This window comes from Treponema sp. OMZ 840 (assembly GCF_050937815.1).
Taxonomy (GTDB): Bacteria; Spirochaetota; Spirochaetia; order Treponematales; family Treponemataceae; genus Treponema_C.
In genome coordinates this window covers 22,357-39,913 of sequence record NZ_JACDIJ010000006.1, presented here as the reverse complement: position 1 = coordinate 39,913, position 17,557 = coordinate 22,357, and the positions used below count along the sequence as shown (strand labels likewise).

The 17,557-nt window shown below is 43.3% G+C and carries 16 protein-coding genes and 1 tRNA gene; 10 read left to right on the top strand and 7 right to left on the bottom strand.

What is annotated here, in order from left to right:
* Nucleotides 1–4: 4 nt before the first annotated feature.
* From H0R92_RS09070 to H0R92_RS09055, 4 genes are all read right to left on the bottom strand, one after another.
* Nucleotides 5–87 (bottom strand) — tRNA-Leu (locus tag H0R92_RS09070).
* A gap of 197 nt (nucleotides 88–284) precedes the next feature.
* The gene (locus H0R92_RS09065) at nucleotides 285–1,661 is read right to left on the bottom strand and encodes a hypothetical protein (RefSeq protein ID WP_432963510.1); all 1,377 of its coding nucleotides are present in this window, start codon (nucleotides 1,659–1,661) and stop codon (nucleotides 285–287) included.
* Between the two features lie 84 nt (nucleotides 1,662–1,745).
* Nucleotides 1,746–3,917 carry a methyl-accepting chemotaxis protein gene (locus H0R92_RS09060; protein WP_432963508.1) on the bottom strand — a complete coding sequence of 724 codons (2,172 nt, stop codon included), beginning with the start codon at nucleotides 3,915–3,917 and terminating at the stop codon, nucleotides 1,746–1,748.
* A gap of 127 nt (nucleotides 3,918–4,044) precedes the next feature.
* The gene (locus H0R92_RS09055) at nucleotides 4,045–5,397 is read right to left on the bottom strand and encodes a DUF1015 domain-containing protein (protein ID WP_432963505.1); all 1,353 of its coding nucleotides are present in this window, start codon (nucleotides 5,395–5,397) and stop codon (nucleotides 4,045–4,047) included.
* Nucleotides 5,398–5,502: 105 nt separating this feature from the next.
* On the opposite strand from H0R92_RS09055, the gene rpoN reads away from it, so the two are divergent.
* From rpoN to holA, 6 genes are all read left to right on the top strand, one after another.
* Nucleotides 5,503–6,951: an RNA polymerase factor sigma-54 gene (rpoN, locus tag H0R92_RS09050; protein WP_432963502.1), complete on the top strand. Its 1,449-nt coding sequence runs from the start codon at nucleotides 5,503–5,505 to the stop codon at nucleotides 6,949–6,951.
* Nucleotides 6,952–7,106: 155 nt separating this feature from the next.
* Nucleotides 7,107–7,397: an HPF/RaiA family ribosome-associated protein gene (locus H0R92_RS09045; protein ID WP_432963499.1), complete on the top strand. Its 291-nt coding sequence runs from the start codon at nucleotides 7,107–7,109 to the stop codon at nucleotides 7,395–7,397.
* An 83-nt stretch (nucleotides 7,398–7,480) separates the two neighbouring features.
* Nucleotides 7,481–8,470 (top strand): HPr(Ser) kinase/phosphatase, encoded by a 990-nt coding sequence (hprK, locus tag H0R92_RS09040; RefSeq protein WP_432963496.1) that lies wholly within the window; start codon nucleotides 7,481–7,483, stop codon nucleotides 8,468–8,470.
* Nucleotides 8,471–8,488: 18 nt separating this feature from the next.
* A complete protein-coding gene (locus tag H0R92_RS09035; RefSeq protein ID WP_432963493.1) occupies nucleotides 8,489–8,755 on the top strand; it encodes an HPr family phosphocarrier protein in 267 nt (88 codons plus the stop codon).
* 6 nt (nucleotides 8,756–8,761) lie between these two features.
* Entirely contained in the window at nucleotides 8,762–9,370 is a 609-nt protein-coding gene (gene lexA, locus H0R92_RS09030) for a transcriptional repressor LexA (RefSeq protein WP_432963490.1), read from the top strand.
* Nucleotides 9,370–10,404, top strand: coding sequence for a DNA polymerase III subunit delta (holA, locus tag H0R92_RS09025; RefSeq protein WP_432963487.1), 1,035 nt, complete (start codon nucleotides 9,370–9,372; stop codon nucleotides 10,402–10,404). The genes lexA and holA overlap by 1 nt, the downstream gene beginning before the upstream one ends.
* Here holA and H0R92_RS09020 read toward each other — a convergent pair.
* Entirely contained in the window at nucleotides 10,391–10,615 is a 225-nt protein-coding gene (locus H0R92_RS09020; protein ID WP_432963484.1) for a YdbC family protein, read from the bottom strand. The genes holA and H0R92_RS09020 overlap by 14 nt on opposite strands.
* A 335-nt stretch (nucleotides 10,616–10,950) precedes the next feature.
* Between H0R92_RS09020 and H0R92_RS09015 the strand changes: the two genes are divergently transcribed.
* Entirely contained in the window at nucleotides 10,951–11,790 is an 840-nt protein-coding gene (locus H0R92_RS09015) for a sigma-70 family RNA polymerase sigma factor (protein WP_432963481.1), read from the top strand.
* Between the two features lie 98 nt (nucleotides 11,791–11,888).
* Here the strand turns inward: H0R92_RS09015 and ispF are convergent, their stop codons facing one another.
* Nucleotides 11,889–13,142: a 2-C-methyl-D-erythritol 2,4-cyclodiphosphate synthase gene (ispF, locus tag H0R92_RS09010; protein ID WP_432963478.1), complete on the bottom strand. Its 1,254-nt coding sequence runs from the start codon at nucleotides 13,140–13,142 to the stop codon at nucleotides 11,889–11,891.
* Nucleotides 13,143–13,151: 9 nt separating this feature from the next.
* On the bottom strand, nucleotides 13,152–13,787 hold the full coding sequence (locus H0R92_RS09005) for a CarD family transcriptional regulator (protein WP_432963475.1): 636 nt from the start codon (nucleotides 13,785–13,787) through the stop codon (nucleotides 13,152–13,154).
* Nucleotides 13,788–13,917: 130 nt separating this feature from the next.
* Here H0R92_RS09005 and H0R92_RS09000 point away from each other — a divergent pair, with 130 nt between their 5' ends.
* The 3 genes from H0R92_RS09000 to H0R92_RS08990 all read left to right on the top strand — a co-directional run bounded on the left by H0R92_RS09000 (nucleotide 13,918) and on the right by H0R92_RS08990 (nucleotide 17,360).
* Nucleotides 13,918–15,333, top strand: coding sequence for a hypothetical protein (locus tag H0R92_RS09000; protein ID WP_432963472.1), 1,416 nt, complete (start codon nucleotides 13,918–13,920; stop codon nucleotides 15,331–15,333).
* A complete protein-coding gene (locus tag H0R92_RS08995) occupies nucleotides 15,326–16,900 on the top strand; it encodes a peptide ABC transporter substrate-binding protein (RefSeq protein WP_432963469.1) in 1,575 nt (524 codons plus the stop codon). The genes H0R92_RS09000 and H0R92_RS08995 overlap by 8 nt, the downstream gene beginning before the upstream one ends.
* A 319-nt stretch (nucleotides 16,901–17,219) precedes the next feature.
* Entirely contained in the window at nucleotides 17,220–17,360 is a 141-nt protein-coding gene (locus H0R92_RS08990; protein WP_432963466.1) for a hypothetical protein, read from the top strand.
* Nucleotides 17,361–17,557: the final 197 nt, after the last annotated feature.

Sequence of the window (17,557 nt, the reverse complement as noted above, 5' to 3'; positions counted from 1 at the left end):
TTTATACCGGCGAAGAGACTTGAACTCTTACACCCTCGCGAGCAATAGATTTTGAGTCTATCGTGTCTACCATTCCACCACGCCGGCATACCGGAAGATCCAGATATAAAACAATATCATACTTCAAAAAAAAAGTAAAGAGCCCTGTCCGTACTCACTGGAAATAGGTAATTTTCAGGAATACCGATGCGGCGGAATGTCAAAAGCGGTTTTCCGATTACCGCATAATAGTCAAAACCTCCGGTAGCTGAAGCGGCCTTTTTCCACAACAATGTTTTGAGCTTTCAAAGCATTTCTTTTTCCCACGTTACGCTTGTGTCGGTAAACGAAAGCGATTCTGTAGCCGTGTTAAAAGAGGCAATGCGGTTTTTATTTGCCGTAACGTACAGCACTTCGTTTGAATACGTAAAGATTACGCCGTCGTCGGCAATGTATAAAACATCATCGTCGAAACCGATAAATTTAAGCGGCCCGTAAAAAGAGGTGTCGGGGGTAAGCACAATATGGGGCTCTTCATCCGCATCTTCGCCGCTGGTACCGAATTCTTTTTTGTCGTCAATCTCTTTGTTGTCCTTATCGTAATCGTACCTGATAAGGGCGCCTTTTGAATACACATCGCTGTCAGGATCGTCGGCATAGTCGCTGCGCAAAAGGTAGACGGCGCCGTCCGTAACGAACATATCGGTATATGTACTGCCTGAAGGCGGATCATCGATATCATTATCTGCTTCATTGTTTAGCTGAAATGACGGCGGAACGGCAAAGTTCTCTATATCATACACATAGAGTTCGGTGTCTGTTTCTCCCGTTTTTGTTCCGAGCACAAACAGCTGTCCGCCGTGCGCGGCGATGCAGTGTATAAGGTCAAAATTATAAAGAACCCCCATATCAACAAAAGGCCAGTTCGAAGAAGGATAAGTCTCAAGCTCTTCTTCCCCTACTTCATACAAGTTTTTATTGTAGTTGAGTACATACACTTTTCCCGTTGTTAAGTCGCTTGTTAAAAGCCAAACGGAATTTCCCTGCTCTCCGGGTATCAATCGTTTCGGATTGTTTCCTTCCGAATCGTAGCGGACAAGGTCAAGAACATTACGACCTCCATTGGCATAAAAATAGGTAACAAATATCCTTCCCTTAGCGTCGCGGCAAAATGAAGGAGGCGCCAAAATCTTGTCTTTGCTGTCGATTTTTTTGTTTCCGCTATACAAGTCAAGACGGGCACTCGGCATTCCTAACGCATCGTGAAATTTCGATATTGAAAAACTGAGCGCTTGGGCGCCGGATATGGTTTTATTCAGCTTAACTGACACGGCGTTTGAGCCTTCTTCAACCGTAAAGGTTGTGCTGCCGCTCCAAATTCCCGATTCGTTAAACGCTTTTACGCACATGTGTATCGTGTCTCCGACGGGAAAATGCAATACGGCGTTTTTAGGCTCGGCCGCCTTAAGCTCTTTTACAAAATAGCCGCTTAAACGTCCGTTTGTTTCTATCGTTATGCGGGTATCTTTTAGAAAGGGAAGGCCGTTTTGGTCTATCGCCCTTGCGCCCGAAGACGAGCCGTCCAAATCGACGAGAACGGTTGCGTATTCGTTTTTTACTGCCTGATTGCACGAGAAAAATAATGCACTCAGCACTAAAACTGCCGGTATGATTTTTTTCATGGTTACCCTCCATAATTGCAATGTCTATGCTTCGGTATTATATTATACATACATTATAACCTAAAACCGGCAGAAAAACAATTTTTATGCTTTAAATTTTGCAATTTCGGCAACAAGCGCTTCTATGCTGCCCTTATTCCTTTGAGTAGCTTCGTTGACTTCCTGCACCGTATTATTGATTTGAACGGCGCCGAGCGCCATTTCGTTCATACTGTCGGTTATAACGCGGGTTAAATCGCCCAGTCGCGCCATTTCTTTTGAAATTTCGGTTCCGCCGACAACAATTTCAGACGAACCGGACTGAACGGTTGTCGTTATTTCGCTTATTTCCTGCATAGCGCGCAAAACGTCCGCACCGGCTTTTTGCTGTTCGCTCATCGCCTGTACGACGGCCTGTTCCTGAGAAGCGACTCGTTCGGCCAAACCGTACACACCGTTAAAAGCTTGTTCGGCCGCCTGCCCCGATTCGGTAAGCATCCCGACAATTTCCGCCGTTTCATTTAAAACCGTGCCGATTTGTTTTCCCTGACTGTTCGACTCTTCGGCGAGCTTGCGGATTTCGTCGGCAACGACGGCAAAGCCCTTACCAGCTTCGCCTGCATGGGCGGCTTCGATTGCGGCGTTCATCGCAAGCAGGTTCGTTTGGCTTGCAATATTTTGAATCACTTGGCTCGCTTCCATAAGCAGGCCCGACTGTTCGGCAACCTTCATAACAATCGCGTTCGCCTTTGCTGCGCCTTCTTTGCCGTTCACCGACTGATTATATAAATCCTGAATAGTTTTATTGTTTTCTTCAAACACTTTTCCGATCGAATCGATGTTCGCAATCATTTGTTCGATCGCCGCCGATGAAGATTCCACGCATTTTGCCTGCGCTTCGACGCTCGCGTTTACATTTTGAATAATACGCAAAATCGAATCGATTGTGGAAGCGGTTTCGCTAACGCTTGCAGCCTGCGTTTGTGCCTGCTGTTTTATGCCTTCGATATTAGCGGTAATTTCGTGTACGGCGCTTGCGCTTTGTGCCATGTCGGCGGATAAGGTTTCACCGATTTCTTTCATCGTTTCGGATTCTTGCCGTAAAGACTCGAACATGAGCGCCATATTGTCCATAGTTTGATTAAAATACCGAATAAGACTGCCTATTTCGTCCTTACCCTTATAGGCAACCCTGCCGGTAATGTCGCCCGAAGCGATTTTCGAAAGAACCGCATGCAGTTTATCAAAAAAAGCCAGCAGCCGGCCCGACAAAACGAGCAGGAGTACAAAAAAGATAAGGCACATGCCGATACCGATAAGCGTAATATTGCGTATAAAACCGTACACGGAATCGGATATTTCCGCGCGTTCTATGCATGCGATAAGTTTCCAACCGACATCGTTCATCGAATAGATGTGCGCGTCCCATTTTTTGCCGTCGAATTCCGCCGATAAAGCCCCGCCGTTCATCCCTGCAAAGCGCAAAAAAGCGTCGATGCCGCTTTCCTCAAGCGTTTTAAAATTCAGTTCAGTGTGTTTCGGGTCCGCTAAAATAGTACCGTCGCCTTGCACGAGCATAACATAGCCGGTTTTTCCCAACGCTATGCCCGAAATAAAATCGGTTAAATCGGCAAGGCTCACCTCAATGCTCATGCAGCCGATATCTTCACCCGTATCTGAAACGACTTTTTTCGACACGCAGATAACCGGCTCGCCTATGGTCGATTGATAGGCACTCGTCATAATCGTTTTGCCGCCGGCTTCGGACGCTTGCCGGTACCACGAGCGTTTACGCGGATCGTAGCCGGCCTGCATGGACCCTTGCGACGAAGTTGCGTAGCCGCCCCACTTTGTCCCCAAGTACACTTCGGCAAATTCGGGATAGTTTTTTTCCAGAATTGTAAACAAATCGACCAAATCTTGTTCCGTTTTACTTTTTTTGGTGTTTTTTATAACGACCGCTTTCGTTTCTTTTGAATAATTGTACAAAGTGTCGTCGGCGCCTTTTACGAGAGGATGGTCGGCAAGAGATTGCACCGCATGTTCGGCATTTTGTATAACGTCGCGTACGTTTTGCGCAACAACCGAAAGCTGCTGTTCCATAAAGCGGTGGAATTGTTCGCTGTTTATCTTATTCATCTGCAAACCGACAATAAGACACGCGCACAGAATAAGAACGCTTACGGTAAGCATTACCGCAAAAATCATCTTTGTCCGTATCGAAGAAAAAAAGCCCACCCTGCTCTCTTTCGCATCACTTGCCTTTATAGTTTCCATAAAACCGTAGCCTCCGCACATTATACATAATAATGTTTATTGATATTATTGACAAACATTATATATGGAAACAAACCGTTCGCCAAGCCGGACGGGCATTGATTTTATAGTGATTTTATATAGACGATTATATTTTTCTGCACTCGATATAAAAACGCTTTTCACTCGCTTCTCCCATCGAAAAGCTTTTCCGAGGCAATGCACCGCATTTTTCTACGGTTGTAAAAAAGCTGTCTTTTTGTATGGGGGGAAGCATTATTGAAACCGTATTATCCTGTTTTGCAAGCCGGAAAACTTCATCCGTTCCGTGGATATAATCAATCATCTTTTGTGCATCGTTATTACATACAGCTTTTAAAGCGATAAATTCATCCAAAACAGGCTGCAGCACACTTACCGCAAGAGCGTCCGTTTTTGTTTTAAGAAAGATAAAGCCGTTTTTTTTCGACACAAACCCGAAAGACGAAAATTGTTCCACCCGTTGTTTAAGTTCTTCAGCCGTTTTACATACTTCAAGTTCGCCTGCGAGCCTCGAACGAACAAAACCGCTTAATTCTTCGGCATCCGTATTAAATAAAACGCGGTGTATCGGCTCAAAGGTAAGCCCCTCATCGTATAAGTTGACTATTTCAATCAGTGCATAGCGCGCAGGATGTTCTTCCAGTCCGGCAGGTATCGGCAATGTTCCCGAAGGGTTTTCGGCAGCACCGCAGCTTTTTTTCAGTTTTTCCCAAACGGTTTTTGCCGTTGCAAGCGAATGATTTCCGTCGCCGACGGCAAACATAAAAACATTTCCGTCCTTGTCGGTATTTTGAACTGCGACACCATCAAGCGCTCTTTCCATATGTGCGAAGGCGGCGGACGACACCTGCCACCCGGTTATCCTTCCTGCCTCCATCATAAGATCGGTATCATACAAGGGTGTATTGTTTTTCTTTACAGACTCCCCCGTTTTTTCTATAAAAGAGCATGATTTATCGTTTACCAACAGCATAATATGCGGCGTTTCCAAAGGCGCCCCGTCACGGATTGCAACACGGGGCGGAATACGATCCAAAATAGTCGCTTCGGTAGCCCGTATCGCCGCTTTTTGTTCCGGCCGCCAATCATATGCTTCCAAGTCAATACAGCATACCAAGCCTTTCCGAAGCCTTCCGTAAGCGGTTTTTCTTTCAATATATACAAAAGAACGCAGCGGAGGAGCAAAAACACCGCCTTTAAGGTAGTCTGTCATTGTTTTTCGAATCCGCGAAATATATTCTTTTTTTTGTTCGTCGGAAAAGTCATGTAAATATATTTCAGGAAAAATAATATGAAAAGCGGAAGGCTTGTCTTTTGCAATGCGTTCGACTTCCCGCCAATATGCCCGGTCTTGGGTATATTGATCGCAGGCAACGACAGCCCAAGCGGAAAGCGGAATGTTTTCAACCGGCAGCAAAATATCCGGAACAGCTAAAGCATATTTTTTTAAAGTATTCATGCTTTAATTATACCTCAAAAACGCTAAAACATGCTATACTACAAAAACGGCGGATAATACGTTCAAATCTTATCCGCATATTAATTTTGAGAAAAGGAGAATTTTGTGGCAGGTATAAGACTTGATTATGTGCAGAATTTGCAGCAGCAAATGCGTCTTTCGCCCCAAATGATTCAATCGATTTCTCTTATGGCAATGCCGGCAGAAGAACTGCGTGAATATATCTATGCCGAGGCGGAAAAAAATCCGGCTATTGAAATTACACGCGAACCGACATGGGAGCCGCCGTCAATACGATTAAGTCCACGCAGCGGCAATGCCTCGGAAAGCGACGAATGGCAGGCATTTTTGGAAAGCGCCCCCGCCCCGCCGGAATCGCTGCAAGAACATTTACTTGCCCAGTTGTCATTGCTTAATTTAGACGATGACGAACGGCGCATAGGCGAGCGGATTATTCAAAACCTCGACCCCAGAGGATATAATAATTCCGAACCTGAAAATCTGCTTACTGCAACGGATCCGCTTTCGCTGTTAACCAAAATGCTTGATATTATACGCCGCTTGGATCCGCCCGGAACGGCATGCTCCGATTTACGGGAAAGCCTTTTTATTCAAGCGGAAATAAGCACCGAAGCGCCGCCCTTGGCATTGACGATACTCCGGTCGCATTTCGATGTTTTAGAAAAAAAACGTCCGGCTCTTATATGCAAGGCCCTGCAAAGCCGCGGTATTGCCTGTTCGTCTGAAGAAACCGAACACGCACTAAATTTTATCCGCAGTTTGGAACCCTTTCCCGGCCGTCAATTTGAAGCGGCATCGGGCAGTGTGCATTTTGTCGTTCCCGAAGTCGAAGTACGAAAAGCAACCGAAGAAGAAAAAAACGAAAACGGTTCTGCCTTTATTATCGAGTTTTTAAGCGGCAATATTCCGCAAATAGGGATTTCCTCGCTGTATGAAGATTTAAGCGGACAACAAAACAAAGATGTTTCGTCGCGAAAATTCGCAGGCGAAGCGGTTAAGCAAGCGCAATGGGTTATAGAAACGCTGCATATGCGGACAAAGGCCATACATTCGGCAATGCAAGCCATAGTCATCCGTCAAGAACTTTTTTTCCGTAAAGGTCCCGGCCATCTTTGTCCGCTTAGAATGAAAGATATAGCCGAAGAAATCGGCGTACACGAAACGACCGTTTCACGCATTGCAAACGGTAAATATGTACAATGTGAATGGGGCATTTTCGAAATTAAGTATTTTTTTACCAACGCCGTATCATCGAACATACACGAAAAGAAAAAAAAGATTCGTCAAGCCGAATCGGATACCGAACCTCATATAACAAAGCGCGGCGAAGAACAAAACATTCCCGGTTCGAAAGAATCGGCAAAGCATTTGCTCAAAGCCATTATTGAAGAGCACGAAAAAAAAGGCGGAAAAAAGCTTTCCGATGCAAAACTCAGCGAACTTTTAGCGCAAAGAGGCATTAACATCGCCCGGCGTACCGTTGCAAAATACCGTTCGGAACTTAACATATATTCTTCATTTGACCGTTCGTAAAAAACGATGTATACTTTACATGAGCCGGCAGAGTATCCCGTGATAATAAAGCCGAATAAAACCGATGCGTTTTGGCCGTCCGGTTTTTCGTGCCGTTCCGCAGCCTGCGGTTTGCGGATAACCCTGCCGGCAAGAAACCGTTTTAAGGAGATAATATGGACACCACAATTAATGCAGTAGGCTTTGAGCTGGACAAAGACCAATCCGATTTAATTTCCAAAAAACTTGAACGGATAAAGTATGCAGACGATTTAATAGTTGATTTGCTCTTTAGAGTAAAAGAAGACAAAAAATATATTTTCGATACCACCGTTAATTTCAGATGGGGTATGACCGCCCATATATCGACTGAAGATTACGAATTCGCCTCGGGACTTAATAAATTGGTGGATATGCTCGACCAAAAAGTACGCAAAGAAAAGGATAAAATTCAACAAAAAACATAGATATGGCGCTTATATGCCTGTGAGCTAAGCGGTATTTTTGAAAAACGGTTGAAAATTTTTGCCGTTAAGTGTATAGTTCGGCTATGGCTGAAAAAAGTTTTACAGTTCTCGATCTTCTCGATTTTGACTTGGAAGGCCATAACTCTCTTAATTTGCGCTGTTTATGCGGACGCAGCGGCTTGGGCAGAGCAATCACCCTGCCCGATTTAAACCGGCCGGGACTTGCTCTTTCCGGATTTTACGAATCTTTCGGTTTTCAGCGCGTACAAGTATTCGGACGCGGCGAAACGGCTTTTTTAGAAAAGATTGTCCGCGAAAACAAATTGGATCCGATAAATCGTTTGTTTTCATACCATATGCCCTGCTGCGTATTCACCCACAGCCTTATTCCTCCCCAAGATTTTCTCGATATATCGGAAAAAGCCGGCTGCCCCGTTCTTCAAACCGATTTGGAGTCAACGGACTTTTCAACCCGCCTGCTCCGTTTGTTTTCGGATATTTTTGCACCGCGCAAAAGCATTCACGGAGTTTTGGTTGAAGTATACGGAATAGGAATTATCATACTCGGAGATTCGGGTGTCGGAAAAAGCGAAACCGCTCTCGAATTGATTCACCGGGGACACCGTTTGGTTGCAGACGATATCGTCAACATACGCTGCGTAAACGGAAACGTATTATTGGGACAGGGTGCAAATAAAATGATAAGCCACCACATGGAAGTTCGGGGATTGGGCATCATTAATATTCAACAATTGTACGGAGTCGGTGCGATACGCGAACAAAAAGAAGTGCAAATGGTGGTAAAATTGGAAGAATGGGATGCAAATAAAGTATACGACCGGCTCGGTACAAGCCAAAAAACCGAAGAGCTGCTCGGTGTAAAGATTCCCGCCTTGGAAATTCCGGTTAAACCCGGACGTAATATTCCGATTATTTTGGAAACGGCGGCAATGAACGAACGGTTAAAAACAATGGGATACCATTCGGCACGCGACTTTAACCAAAACGTTTTACGATGGATAGAAAGCGGAGAAGCCCAGTCTGCCTGTTACGGCAGTGACGATTTATATTGACCCTTTAAGGAGATACTTGTGGCGGAAAAACTATTAACAGTCAGAAACAGAGCCGGCATACATGCACGTCCGGCGGCTTTAATAGCCCAAACAGCGAATAAATTTGCTTCGGAAGTTTTAATGGAAAAAGACGGTACGGTTGTAAATGCAAAATCAATTATGGGTGTTATCACAATGGCTGCAGGTTATAATACGACAATCACCGTAAAAGCAAACGGTACCGATGAAGAACAAGCCGTCGCCGCTTTGGAAAGTCTTTTTGAAAATAAATTTGAAGAAGAATAAGCCGATATGAAAGAACTGACAAGCCGACAGCAAGAGGTTCTTCATTTTATCACATCCTTTACGGAAATAAATTCCTGCCCGCCGACAGTCCGTGAAACGGGTGAGCACTTCGGCATTTCGGTAAAAGCGGTACAGGATCACTTCGGCGCTTTGCGCAAAAAAGGCTATTTGGCCCCCTCGGCGCGCCGCTCCCGTTCGCTCAAAGTACTCATCGCCGACTCCGAAACCGACCAAAGACGTCCCGAACGTATCCCCGTACTCGGTACGGTTGCCGCAGGACAGCCTGTTTTTTGCGATGAAAATTACAGCGGAAGCGTATATGTACCCGGCTCAATGATACGGGAAGGAGAACGCTACTTTGCCCTCTTTGTCCGCGGCGACAGTATGATTGATGCGGGCATTTTGGAAGGCGACCTTGCCGTTATCCGTCAGCAAAATTATGCCGAAAACGGCAGCATTGTCGTCGCCTTGATTGAAGACTCGGTTACACTCAAGCGTTTTTTTAAAGAAGCGGCGCGCATAAAGTTACAAGCCGAAAATGCCGCTTATAAGCCGATATACTGCCAAAATGTAAAAATTTTAGGCGTTTTATCCAATATTATAAGGAATTATTAATGCCCGCAGCACCGCTTTGGCTTTTTACGGGAAGTGAATTCGGACAAAAAAGCGATACGGTTGAAGAATACCGCCAAAAAGCACGCCGTTTGTTCGGACAAATCGATGAATATGTTTTTTATGCGAACGATTCCCGTATTGCCGATATTATATCACTATTGCAAAATGCATCTCTTTTTGCCTCCGCCCGCTTTATTGTAGTTCGAAATGCGGAGCACATAAAATTAAAAGCCGATATAGAATTGCTTGGCGATTGGGCAAAGGCGGCGGAAAAACAACAGCAGCCAAACCAAGATGCCGCATGGCTTATTTTGGAATCCGACGAAAATTCGGTTGATAAAAAACTGGAAAATATCGTTCCGAAACAAAATCGTATTGTATTTTGGGAATTATTCGAATCGCAAAAAACCAAGTGGCTGGAAAACTGGTTTGCAAAAGCGGGATTTTCAATAGAAAAAAACGCCCTTGATACGATTTTGGATTTGGTGGAAAATAATACGCAAGCCCTCCGTTCCGAATGCGCGCGCTTTTTACTTTGTTTTGAAAAAAATCATCGCATAACGGTTGAAGATGTCGATGCCGTATTAACACGGAACAGGCAGGAATCGGTATTTACCCTTTTTGCCGCCCTTTGCGATACTTCAAAAAATCAACCCCAACGGTTCGGCGATGCGCTGACAATACTGCAGTACATACGGCATTCAAAAGAATCGTCGTCCGTACAGCTGCTTGCGGGCTTTGCCTATTGCTTTAGAAAACTGCAGCTTTGGCACAATTTGCAGAGGCAAGGAAAAACAACCGACTTTGATTTAAAGATAAACGGCTTTGCAAGTAAAAAAATGCAGCAACAGTACGCTTCCGCTTCCCGTATTTGGAACAATGCCGATACGGCCGCATGTCTTGCCCTCATAGCCCGTACCGATATGAATATCCGTCAAACCGGAAAAAACGCCGAAACGGCCGAACTGGAATTGATGCTCTATGCCCTCGCTATGCGTAAGGGGCGCCCTCTCGAATCTTTTACGGATTCATAGCATTTAAAAGCGACTTTAACGATTGCAGTTCTTCTGCGGTTAATGTAAGCCCCTTTCCCATTTTTTGATGATCCGGCGACCAGCTGCGCAAATCGAATTTCGGCTCCCGGCCGCCCCACGACACCATATTCAATTCCAAAGCCCAACCCGATTTGCTTTTTGAAATTTCTCCTATCTGCTTTGTAATTTCAAAAGAAAAATCATCCGCCATGACATCCTCCTGTACGGCAACACCGATTGATGTTTTTTTAAGTATACAGTACTTCCGATATGCCGTAAAGCCGTATTTTTTGTCCTTTTCTGTTTTATGAGTCAAAAAGCGACAGTATTGCAGCAAAAACGGAGGCTGTGTTATTTTGACTCGGTTTAAAATATCCGGTGTAAAACAAAACCGTAACACGGCATAAAATAAATATTTAATATCTTGTATTATAAAGAATTACAAAAAAACTATAAACAAAAAAAAGATGGCATGATTATTGCATATATATTGAATATAGACAATGGTCCCGGCTTGAATATGCCGTGCCTGCATAGGAGATTAATATGAGCAATCACGATAACGTACTTGCATTGTATCTTAAAGATATAAATAAAATCCCCCTTTTGACAAGGGAAGAAGAAAACGCCTTGGCCGTAAAAGCCGCCCAAGGAGATGAGGCTGCAAAACATAAAATCGTAAATGCTAATTTGCGTTTTGTCGTTAATGTTGCAAAAAAATATCAAAATCGCGGCTTGGATTTAACCGACCTTATAAGCGAAGGCAATATCGGCCTTTTGACGGCGATAGAACGCTTTGATGTAACCAAGGGCTATCATTTTATATCCTACGCGGTTTGGTGGATACGTCAAGCCATCCTAAAAGCAATTTGTGAAAAATCCCGCCCCATCCGATTGCCGCTTAACCGTGCAAACGAATTGGTGCAAATAGAAAAAGCACGCAAAATACTCGGCGGAAACAAAAGTGAAGAAGAAGAAATTGCCGAAGTTGCCGATATGCTGAACATGGACAGCACCCATGTACGTGAAATTATTCATATTTCACGCGATATGATTTCGTTGGATTCGGCAGTACGTCCGGCGGATCAGGACAGTGCAAGTATCGGCGAGTTTTTGGAAGATACCCAATACGAAAATCCGGAACAAACGGCAATCAATATCACCATGAAAGAAGATATAAACAATGTTTTGGATACCTTAACCCCGAAAGAAGCCGATGTTTTGCGCTATCGTTTCGGATTAAACGGCAGTTCTTCCATGTCTTTAAAGGAAGTCGGCGATGTATTCAATTTAACAAAGGAACGCATCCGTCAAATCGAAAAAAAAGCCTTACGCCGATTGCAGCATCCGCAGCGCATGGACCGCCTTGCCGCATATGTAGCATAATCGACACAGTATACGATTATTTGTATACGTTTATTTTTCAAAAACATATGCGCCGTGTTAAAAATAAAACGATTTTTAACACGGCCGTTTTTTATCCCTTATTCTCTATACAGCAAACAAGTACATAAAGCCGAAACGGCGCGGCCCTCGCCTATATCGCCCAATCCTTCCGCGGTTTTTGCTTTTACAAAAACTCTGTGTATGCCGCAATCCAAAATCGAAGCAATTTTTTCGCATATTTTGTTACGCCACGGCAGCATTTTCGGCTGTTCAATGCTCAGTACACAATCAAGGTTTTCAAGCTGCCATCCGGCTTTCCTGATTTTTTGCCACGCTTTTTTAAGAAGCACTGCCGAATCGGCATTTTTCCATGCAGTATCCGAAGGAGGAAACAATTCTCCTATATCCGCCAAACCCGAAGCACCCAAAAGGGCGTCGGTAATTGCATGAAGCAATACGTCTCCGTCGGAATGGGCTTGTTCGCCTTTGTCAAACGGAATGCGGATGCCGCCGATCAAAAGGGGGCGGCCGGGAACAAGTTTGTGCGTATCCGAACCGAGGCCGATTTTAAATGTTTTCGATTCGCAAGCCGATGCGGGTAAGTCTTCTTTATACGTTATTTTTATATTTTTACGATCGCCCTCACACAAATATACATCACCTTCATACATTCCCCATATTTCCGTATCGTCCGTATAGGTTTTGCCGTCGGCGCATGCTTTGCGGTGGGCATCCAAAAGTTTTTCAAAACAAAAGCCTTGGGGTGTTTGAACCGCCGTTAAAAGGGAACGGGGTAAATGACGGACAATACGCATACTGTCGGCGCTTATTTCCTTATAGGTATCTACCGGCGGAACACCCGGTGCGGCCGCCCCTTTTTGTGCTGCAAGTTCCAAAACGTTTTTGATAATTTCGGGACTGACAAAGGGACGGGCAGCATCATGAATCAATACCAAATCGGGAGTTTTCAGTGCCGTATTTTCTTTTGCAAGGTGTTCCAGTGCAAACAAAACCGATTCGCGGCGGGTTTCTCCGCCGTGTATAAATTCGGGCGTTACATTCAAAATATTGAGCATATCGGCGACAAAGGGGCTTGCTCTGAGGGCTTGTTCGCCGAAGGTTTTGTCGTTTTTTTGAGGCGGCAGGGTTATAACAAGTCTTATAAAGACGTAATTCGTATCGGATGTTACGGCAAACAAAAAGGATTCGGCACTGCATGACAAAACGGTGCCGTCTTTTTGACCGGGAAACAAAGAAGATGACAAGGCCCTGTATTCTTTTTTTTCATCGGCGGCAAACCGGGAAGACGTTCCCGCCGCAGTTAAAATGAGGGCAACCGTTTTTGCGTCCACAATCAGTCCTTATTCTTCGTCGTCGTCATCGTCATGTTCATCGGCAGGCATAATGCCGTCTTCATCATCGTTTAAAAACTCGTCGTCATCATTCAAATCCGCTAAAGACGCAGCTCCGCGGCGTACATCGTTTTGAAGTCCGGCCGGCTCCAATTTTTCGTGAATTAAAACTTCGACTTCTTCCAAAGGTTTGTCCAAGGCAAACGATATTTCGTCTTCAAGCAGTTTTTTTGCCGAATCGTAAAGTTTACGCTCCAATATCGGAAGCTCTTTAACCTTGCTGCGATGATAAAGAGAACGGACAATCATTGCAATATCGCTGATCGTTCCTTTTTTTAATAAGTCAAGGTTCATTTGATAGCGCAGCTTCCAATCTGACGTAATCGGTTCGAAATCTTCGCTTATTGTCTGCAATGCCTGTAAAGCTTCATCCGCCGAAACAATAGCGCGGATTCCCAATTCGCTGCAGCGATCTACGGGAACCATGATGGTCATATCGGAAACATCCAAATACATTACATAGTACAAAAGCTTGGTATCGTTGAAAACTTTTTCTTTAATTTCAATGATTTTACCGACGCCTTGACTCGGGTATACGATTTTTTGATTGACTTTAAAAGGAGGTTTGGCTTTAGTTTTACTCATACCCTATCAGTATATCATAAAAACAAAGAATGGTCAAAGCGGTCGGTTTAAGAAGCGTCTATAAAAACGTCTATAAGAATTTGCGGCACTTTTACTGTTTTGCGGTATAAAAAATGCCGATAATCATACCATGAGTGTTTCTACGGACTTTGAAAACGAATTATACGCCGCAGCAGATGCAAAAACCGCTTGGTATGACAATTGCGCCCTGCCGAAACTGGTAGACGAATACCGAAATTATCGTGCCGTCTTTAATACGGTTTTGTCTATGCTTTTAAAAAAAGGCTTTATTCAACCGGATCCGTACAAGCTCGATAAAAAACTCACTGAAATAACGGTGCCTGATGAAAGCGAATTTAAAGACGGCGACCGTGCCGCCGTATTGGGCTTGCGTCTTTCGGAGTACGAAAGTTCTCTTGAGTTTTTATGCAATTATTTTAAATTTTCCGTTGAAAATTTAACGATGGACCGCATAAAAAAACTTATTCAATTAAATAATTATATCAGTTGGAATTCGCTTATGAGTACTACTGCAAAGCAAAACAGCAGAGTTTTAGGCGAAATATTTACATCGATTAAAATGGGGTCGGACAGTTTATCGGTCGGTGTTCTTAATGATTCTACAAACTTTATATCAAAGAGCCTTGCAAGAATAAACACGATTTTAAAAGATGTAACGGATTTTAAAAGAGAATTATATAAAATCAAAGTACGCAAAGAAGTTCTAAACGGCAAAAATTTTGCCGCCGAACGCAGTTCTTTAACTTCGGAAAACGGCGTACACATTATAAAAGAGCATTTTTTATCGGCAATGGGCAAACAGCCCTTTTATACCGAATTGATAGAAGAAATCGTGCATGAAGAAACTTCGCCGGATAAAGAGGACAAGCGGCAAGCCGTATTAAACAAATTACGTATTAAAGAACAGGAAACGGAACAAAAACGTCCGAAAATAAATACAAAGCAGCTTTTACTGACCTCCTGTCAACTTTTTTCTGCCTTGGCACCGCAATATACGCTGATTGCTCCCAAAATTGAAGAAAATCACCATCTTTTACAAAGTGAATATAGGGGACTTTGGGCAAAGCTGAAAACGGCTTTTAGGAAAGCATTTAATATTCCGGAAAAACCTATCGAATACAAACTAAAAGTCAATGACGCTTTTACTCATACGGCAAAAACGCAAAGTATCGACTATTCTTCGTTTATGGACAATTTACTTAAACGAAGCCGTTTATACGCTTCTTTCGGCATAAAACAATCGGTAAATATTCAAAAAATAGAAAACATGGAAGAACATGCAATTTTTGAATATGTACAGCGTCAGCTTTCGGAGTGTAATATACTCCAAATGACATTGGAAGGTTTTGACGAGTTTTTTAAAACGGCCGTACACGCGGAAAATCGGAACAAAATAAAGGGGATTCAAATAGAATTGACATCGGTAAAAAATACGCTTATAAAAATAAATCAGCGTAAAGCCGAATACAGTGCGTATATGTCGGAACAAACACAAATGGAAAAACTGGGAATACAACATGTATAAAAAAGCAAAACCGCTTTTTTATGCGGGCGCATTGCCGCTCTTTTTGTGCTTTTTTACTCCAAACAATCTTTTTCCTCAAACGAACTTTAATCCGGCCGTACAAAAAGAATTGGTGATTATAGATTCCGTACATGCCTATAATTTAAACCCGCACAAGGCCAATTACAGTTCCGAAGCGCAAATTTTAAACGGTCTATATGAAGGATTGTTTTCGTATGACCCGTTGACACTGGAGCCGGTTCCCGCAGCGGTAAAAACGTTCCGTATATCACGCGATCAAAAAAAATGGACTTTTATACTCCGCGACGACATATATTTCAGTAACGGCGAGCCTATAGAAGCGCAGGATTTTAAGCGTTCTTGGCTTACGCTTTTGAATCCGAAAACAAAGGCCCCGTTTGCATCGCTTTTGGATTGTATAAAGGGAGCTGCATTATACCGAAACGGCAAGGGGCAAGCGGAAGAAGTCGGTATACAAGTTAAAGATGCAAAAACTCTTACAGTGTATATGAATACACCGACAAAACATTTTTCGAAGATTTTATGCCACCATGCTTTTGCCGTTACACATACCGATAAAAACGTATTCAGCGGCGCGTTTATAGTAAAAGCACAGGGGACGGCTATGTTGCTGCTTGAAAAAAATCCCTTTTATTTTGACGCTGAAAACGTCGCCATCCCCTCCATACGAATTATAAACAGCAGCGATAAAAACGAAAACACGCTTGCCTTTAATACGGGAGAGGCTCCGTGGATAAGCGGCTTCCTTAATACGGAAAAAATATACGATAAAGAACATGTTCTCGTATATCCGCAGTTCGGAACCGAATTCTTTTTTTTCAAAGCATCGCAATATCCGTGGAATATACCGCTTATGCGCAAAGCTGTTCTTTCGGCTATTCCGTGGGAAAAACTGCGGCAAAACAATCTTGTACCTGCCGAAACCTTGATTTTACCTTTGGAAAACTATCCTCATATATACGGCATTACGGATTACGATACGGATGAGGCAAAACTTTTGCTTGCCGAAGCGCTTGCTTTTGACAGTAGCGCAAAAAATAAAAAAAAGCCCGTTCTTAAACTGGCGGTGCCCGACTTTGAATACGTTAAAAAACAAGCGTTCCTTATTTGCGATTCTCTTAAAGATATCGGCATTGATGTTACAATCGAAACGGCAGATCCGGCGCGGTATTTGGAAAGCATTCGTGAAAGTACGGCGGATTTGTTTATCTATACGTGGATAGGAGATTTTGCAGACCCCCTTGCTTTTTTGGAATTATTCAGAGGAGGCTCTTCTTTACGCGAAACCGAATGGCACAGCGATTATTTTGACGCATTGCTGGAAAAAGCGGCGCTTACAGACGATGCAAAGGAGCGGTATAAAAAGCTTGCCGAAGCCGAACAATTTTTATTGGATGATGGAATTGTGCTCCCCGTATCGCATCCGGTGTCTTTGAATGCCGTCGATACGGGCGTTTTAGGCGGCTGGTTTTCCAATTCGCTTAACATACATCCTTTTAAATACCTGTACTTTAAAGAAGCGTCCGAACCGGAAGGGTTTATATAAAAATACGGCTTACCGGATACATCCCGATATGCCCAGTCCGTTTTTTACGGTCAACTTGTAAACCGCAATCTTCAATAATGGACGAAAGATGATTTAAAAAATGCGGAAAACGGACGAAAAATGATTTCCATAGGGAAATTATATGTTTTGGAACGGGCACGGGATTGTTTTTATTTGTGCCTTTTATACCGCTAGTTTGCTGCCGGCATAGGGCAAACGCCGAGGAAGGTAGAATGAAAAAACAACTTTCGGTATGTTAGTGTTACTCTGTTTTCTTATCTATTATTTATTTTTATCCGTAAAATTAATTTTAATCGGTTTGGAAAAATTTGAAAATCCTAAAATAAAAAAACCGGAAACAAATAAAAAATTGCTTATAAGCGGAATTATTGCAGGAACCGTTACCCTGCCCTTCTTTTGTTTTATAGTTTATATTCTTATAAAGGTATTCGTGTTGTAACCGGTCAACATTTGCATCCGTACGGCAATAGACCGGAAACCTGTTATTTTATAAAATGTGAAGGGAAATATGGAGGAAAACAAGCTGGTTATCACTTGTCTGTAATACCGAATTAAACAATCAAGAAAAATCCCCCTCGAATTCATATAAAAAATTAAAGCAAAAAATTCGAGAGGGGGTATTTTGAATATTATATT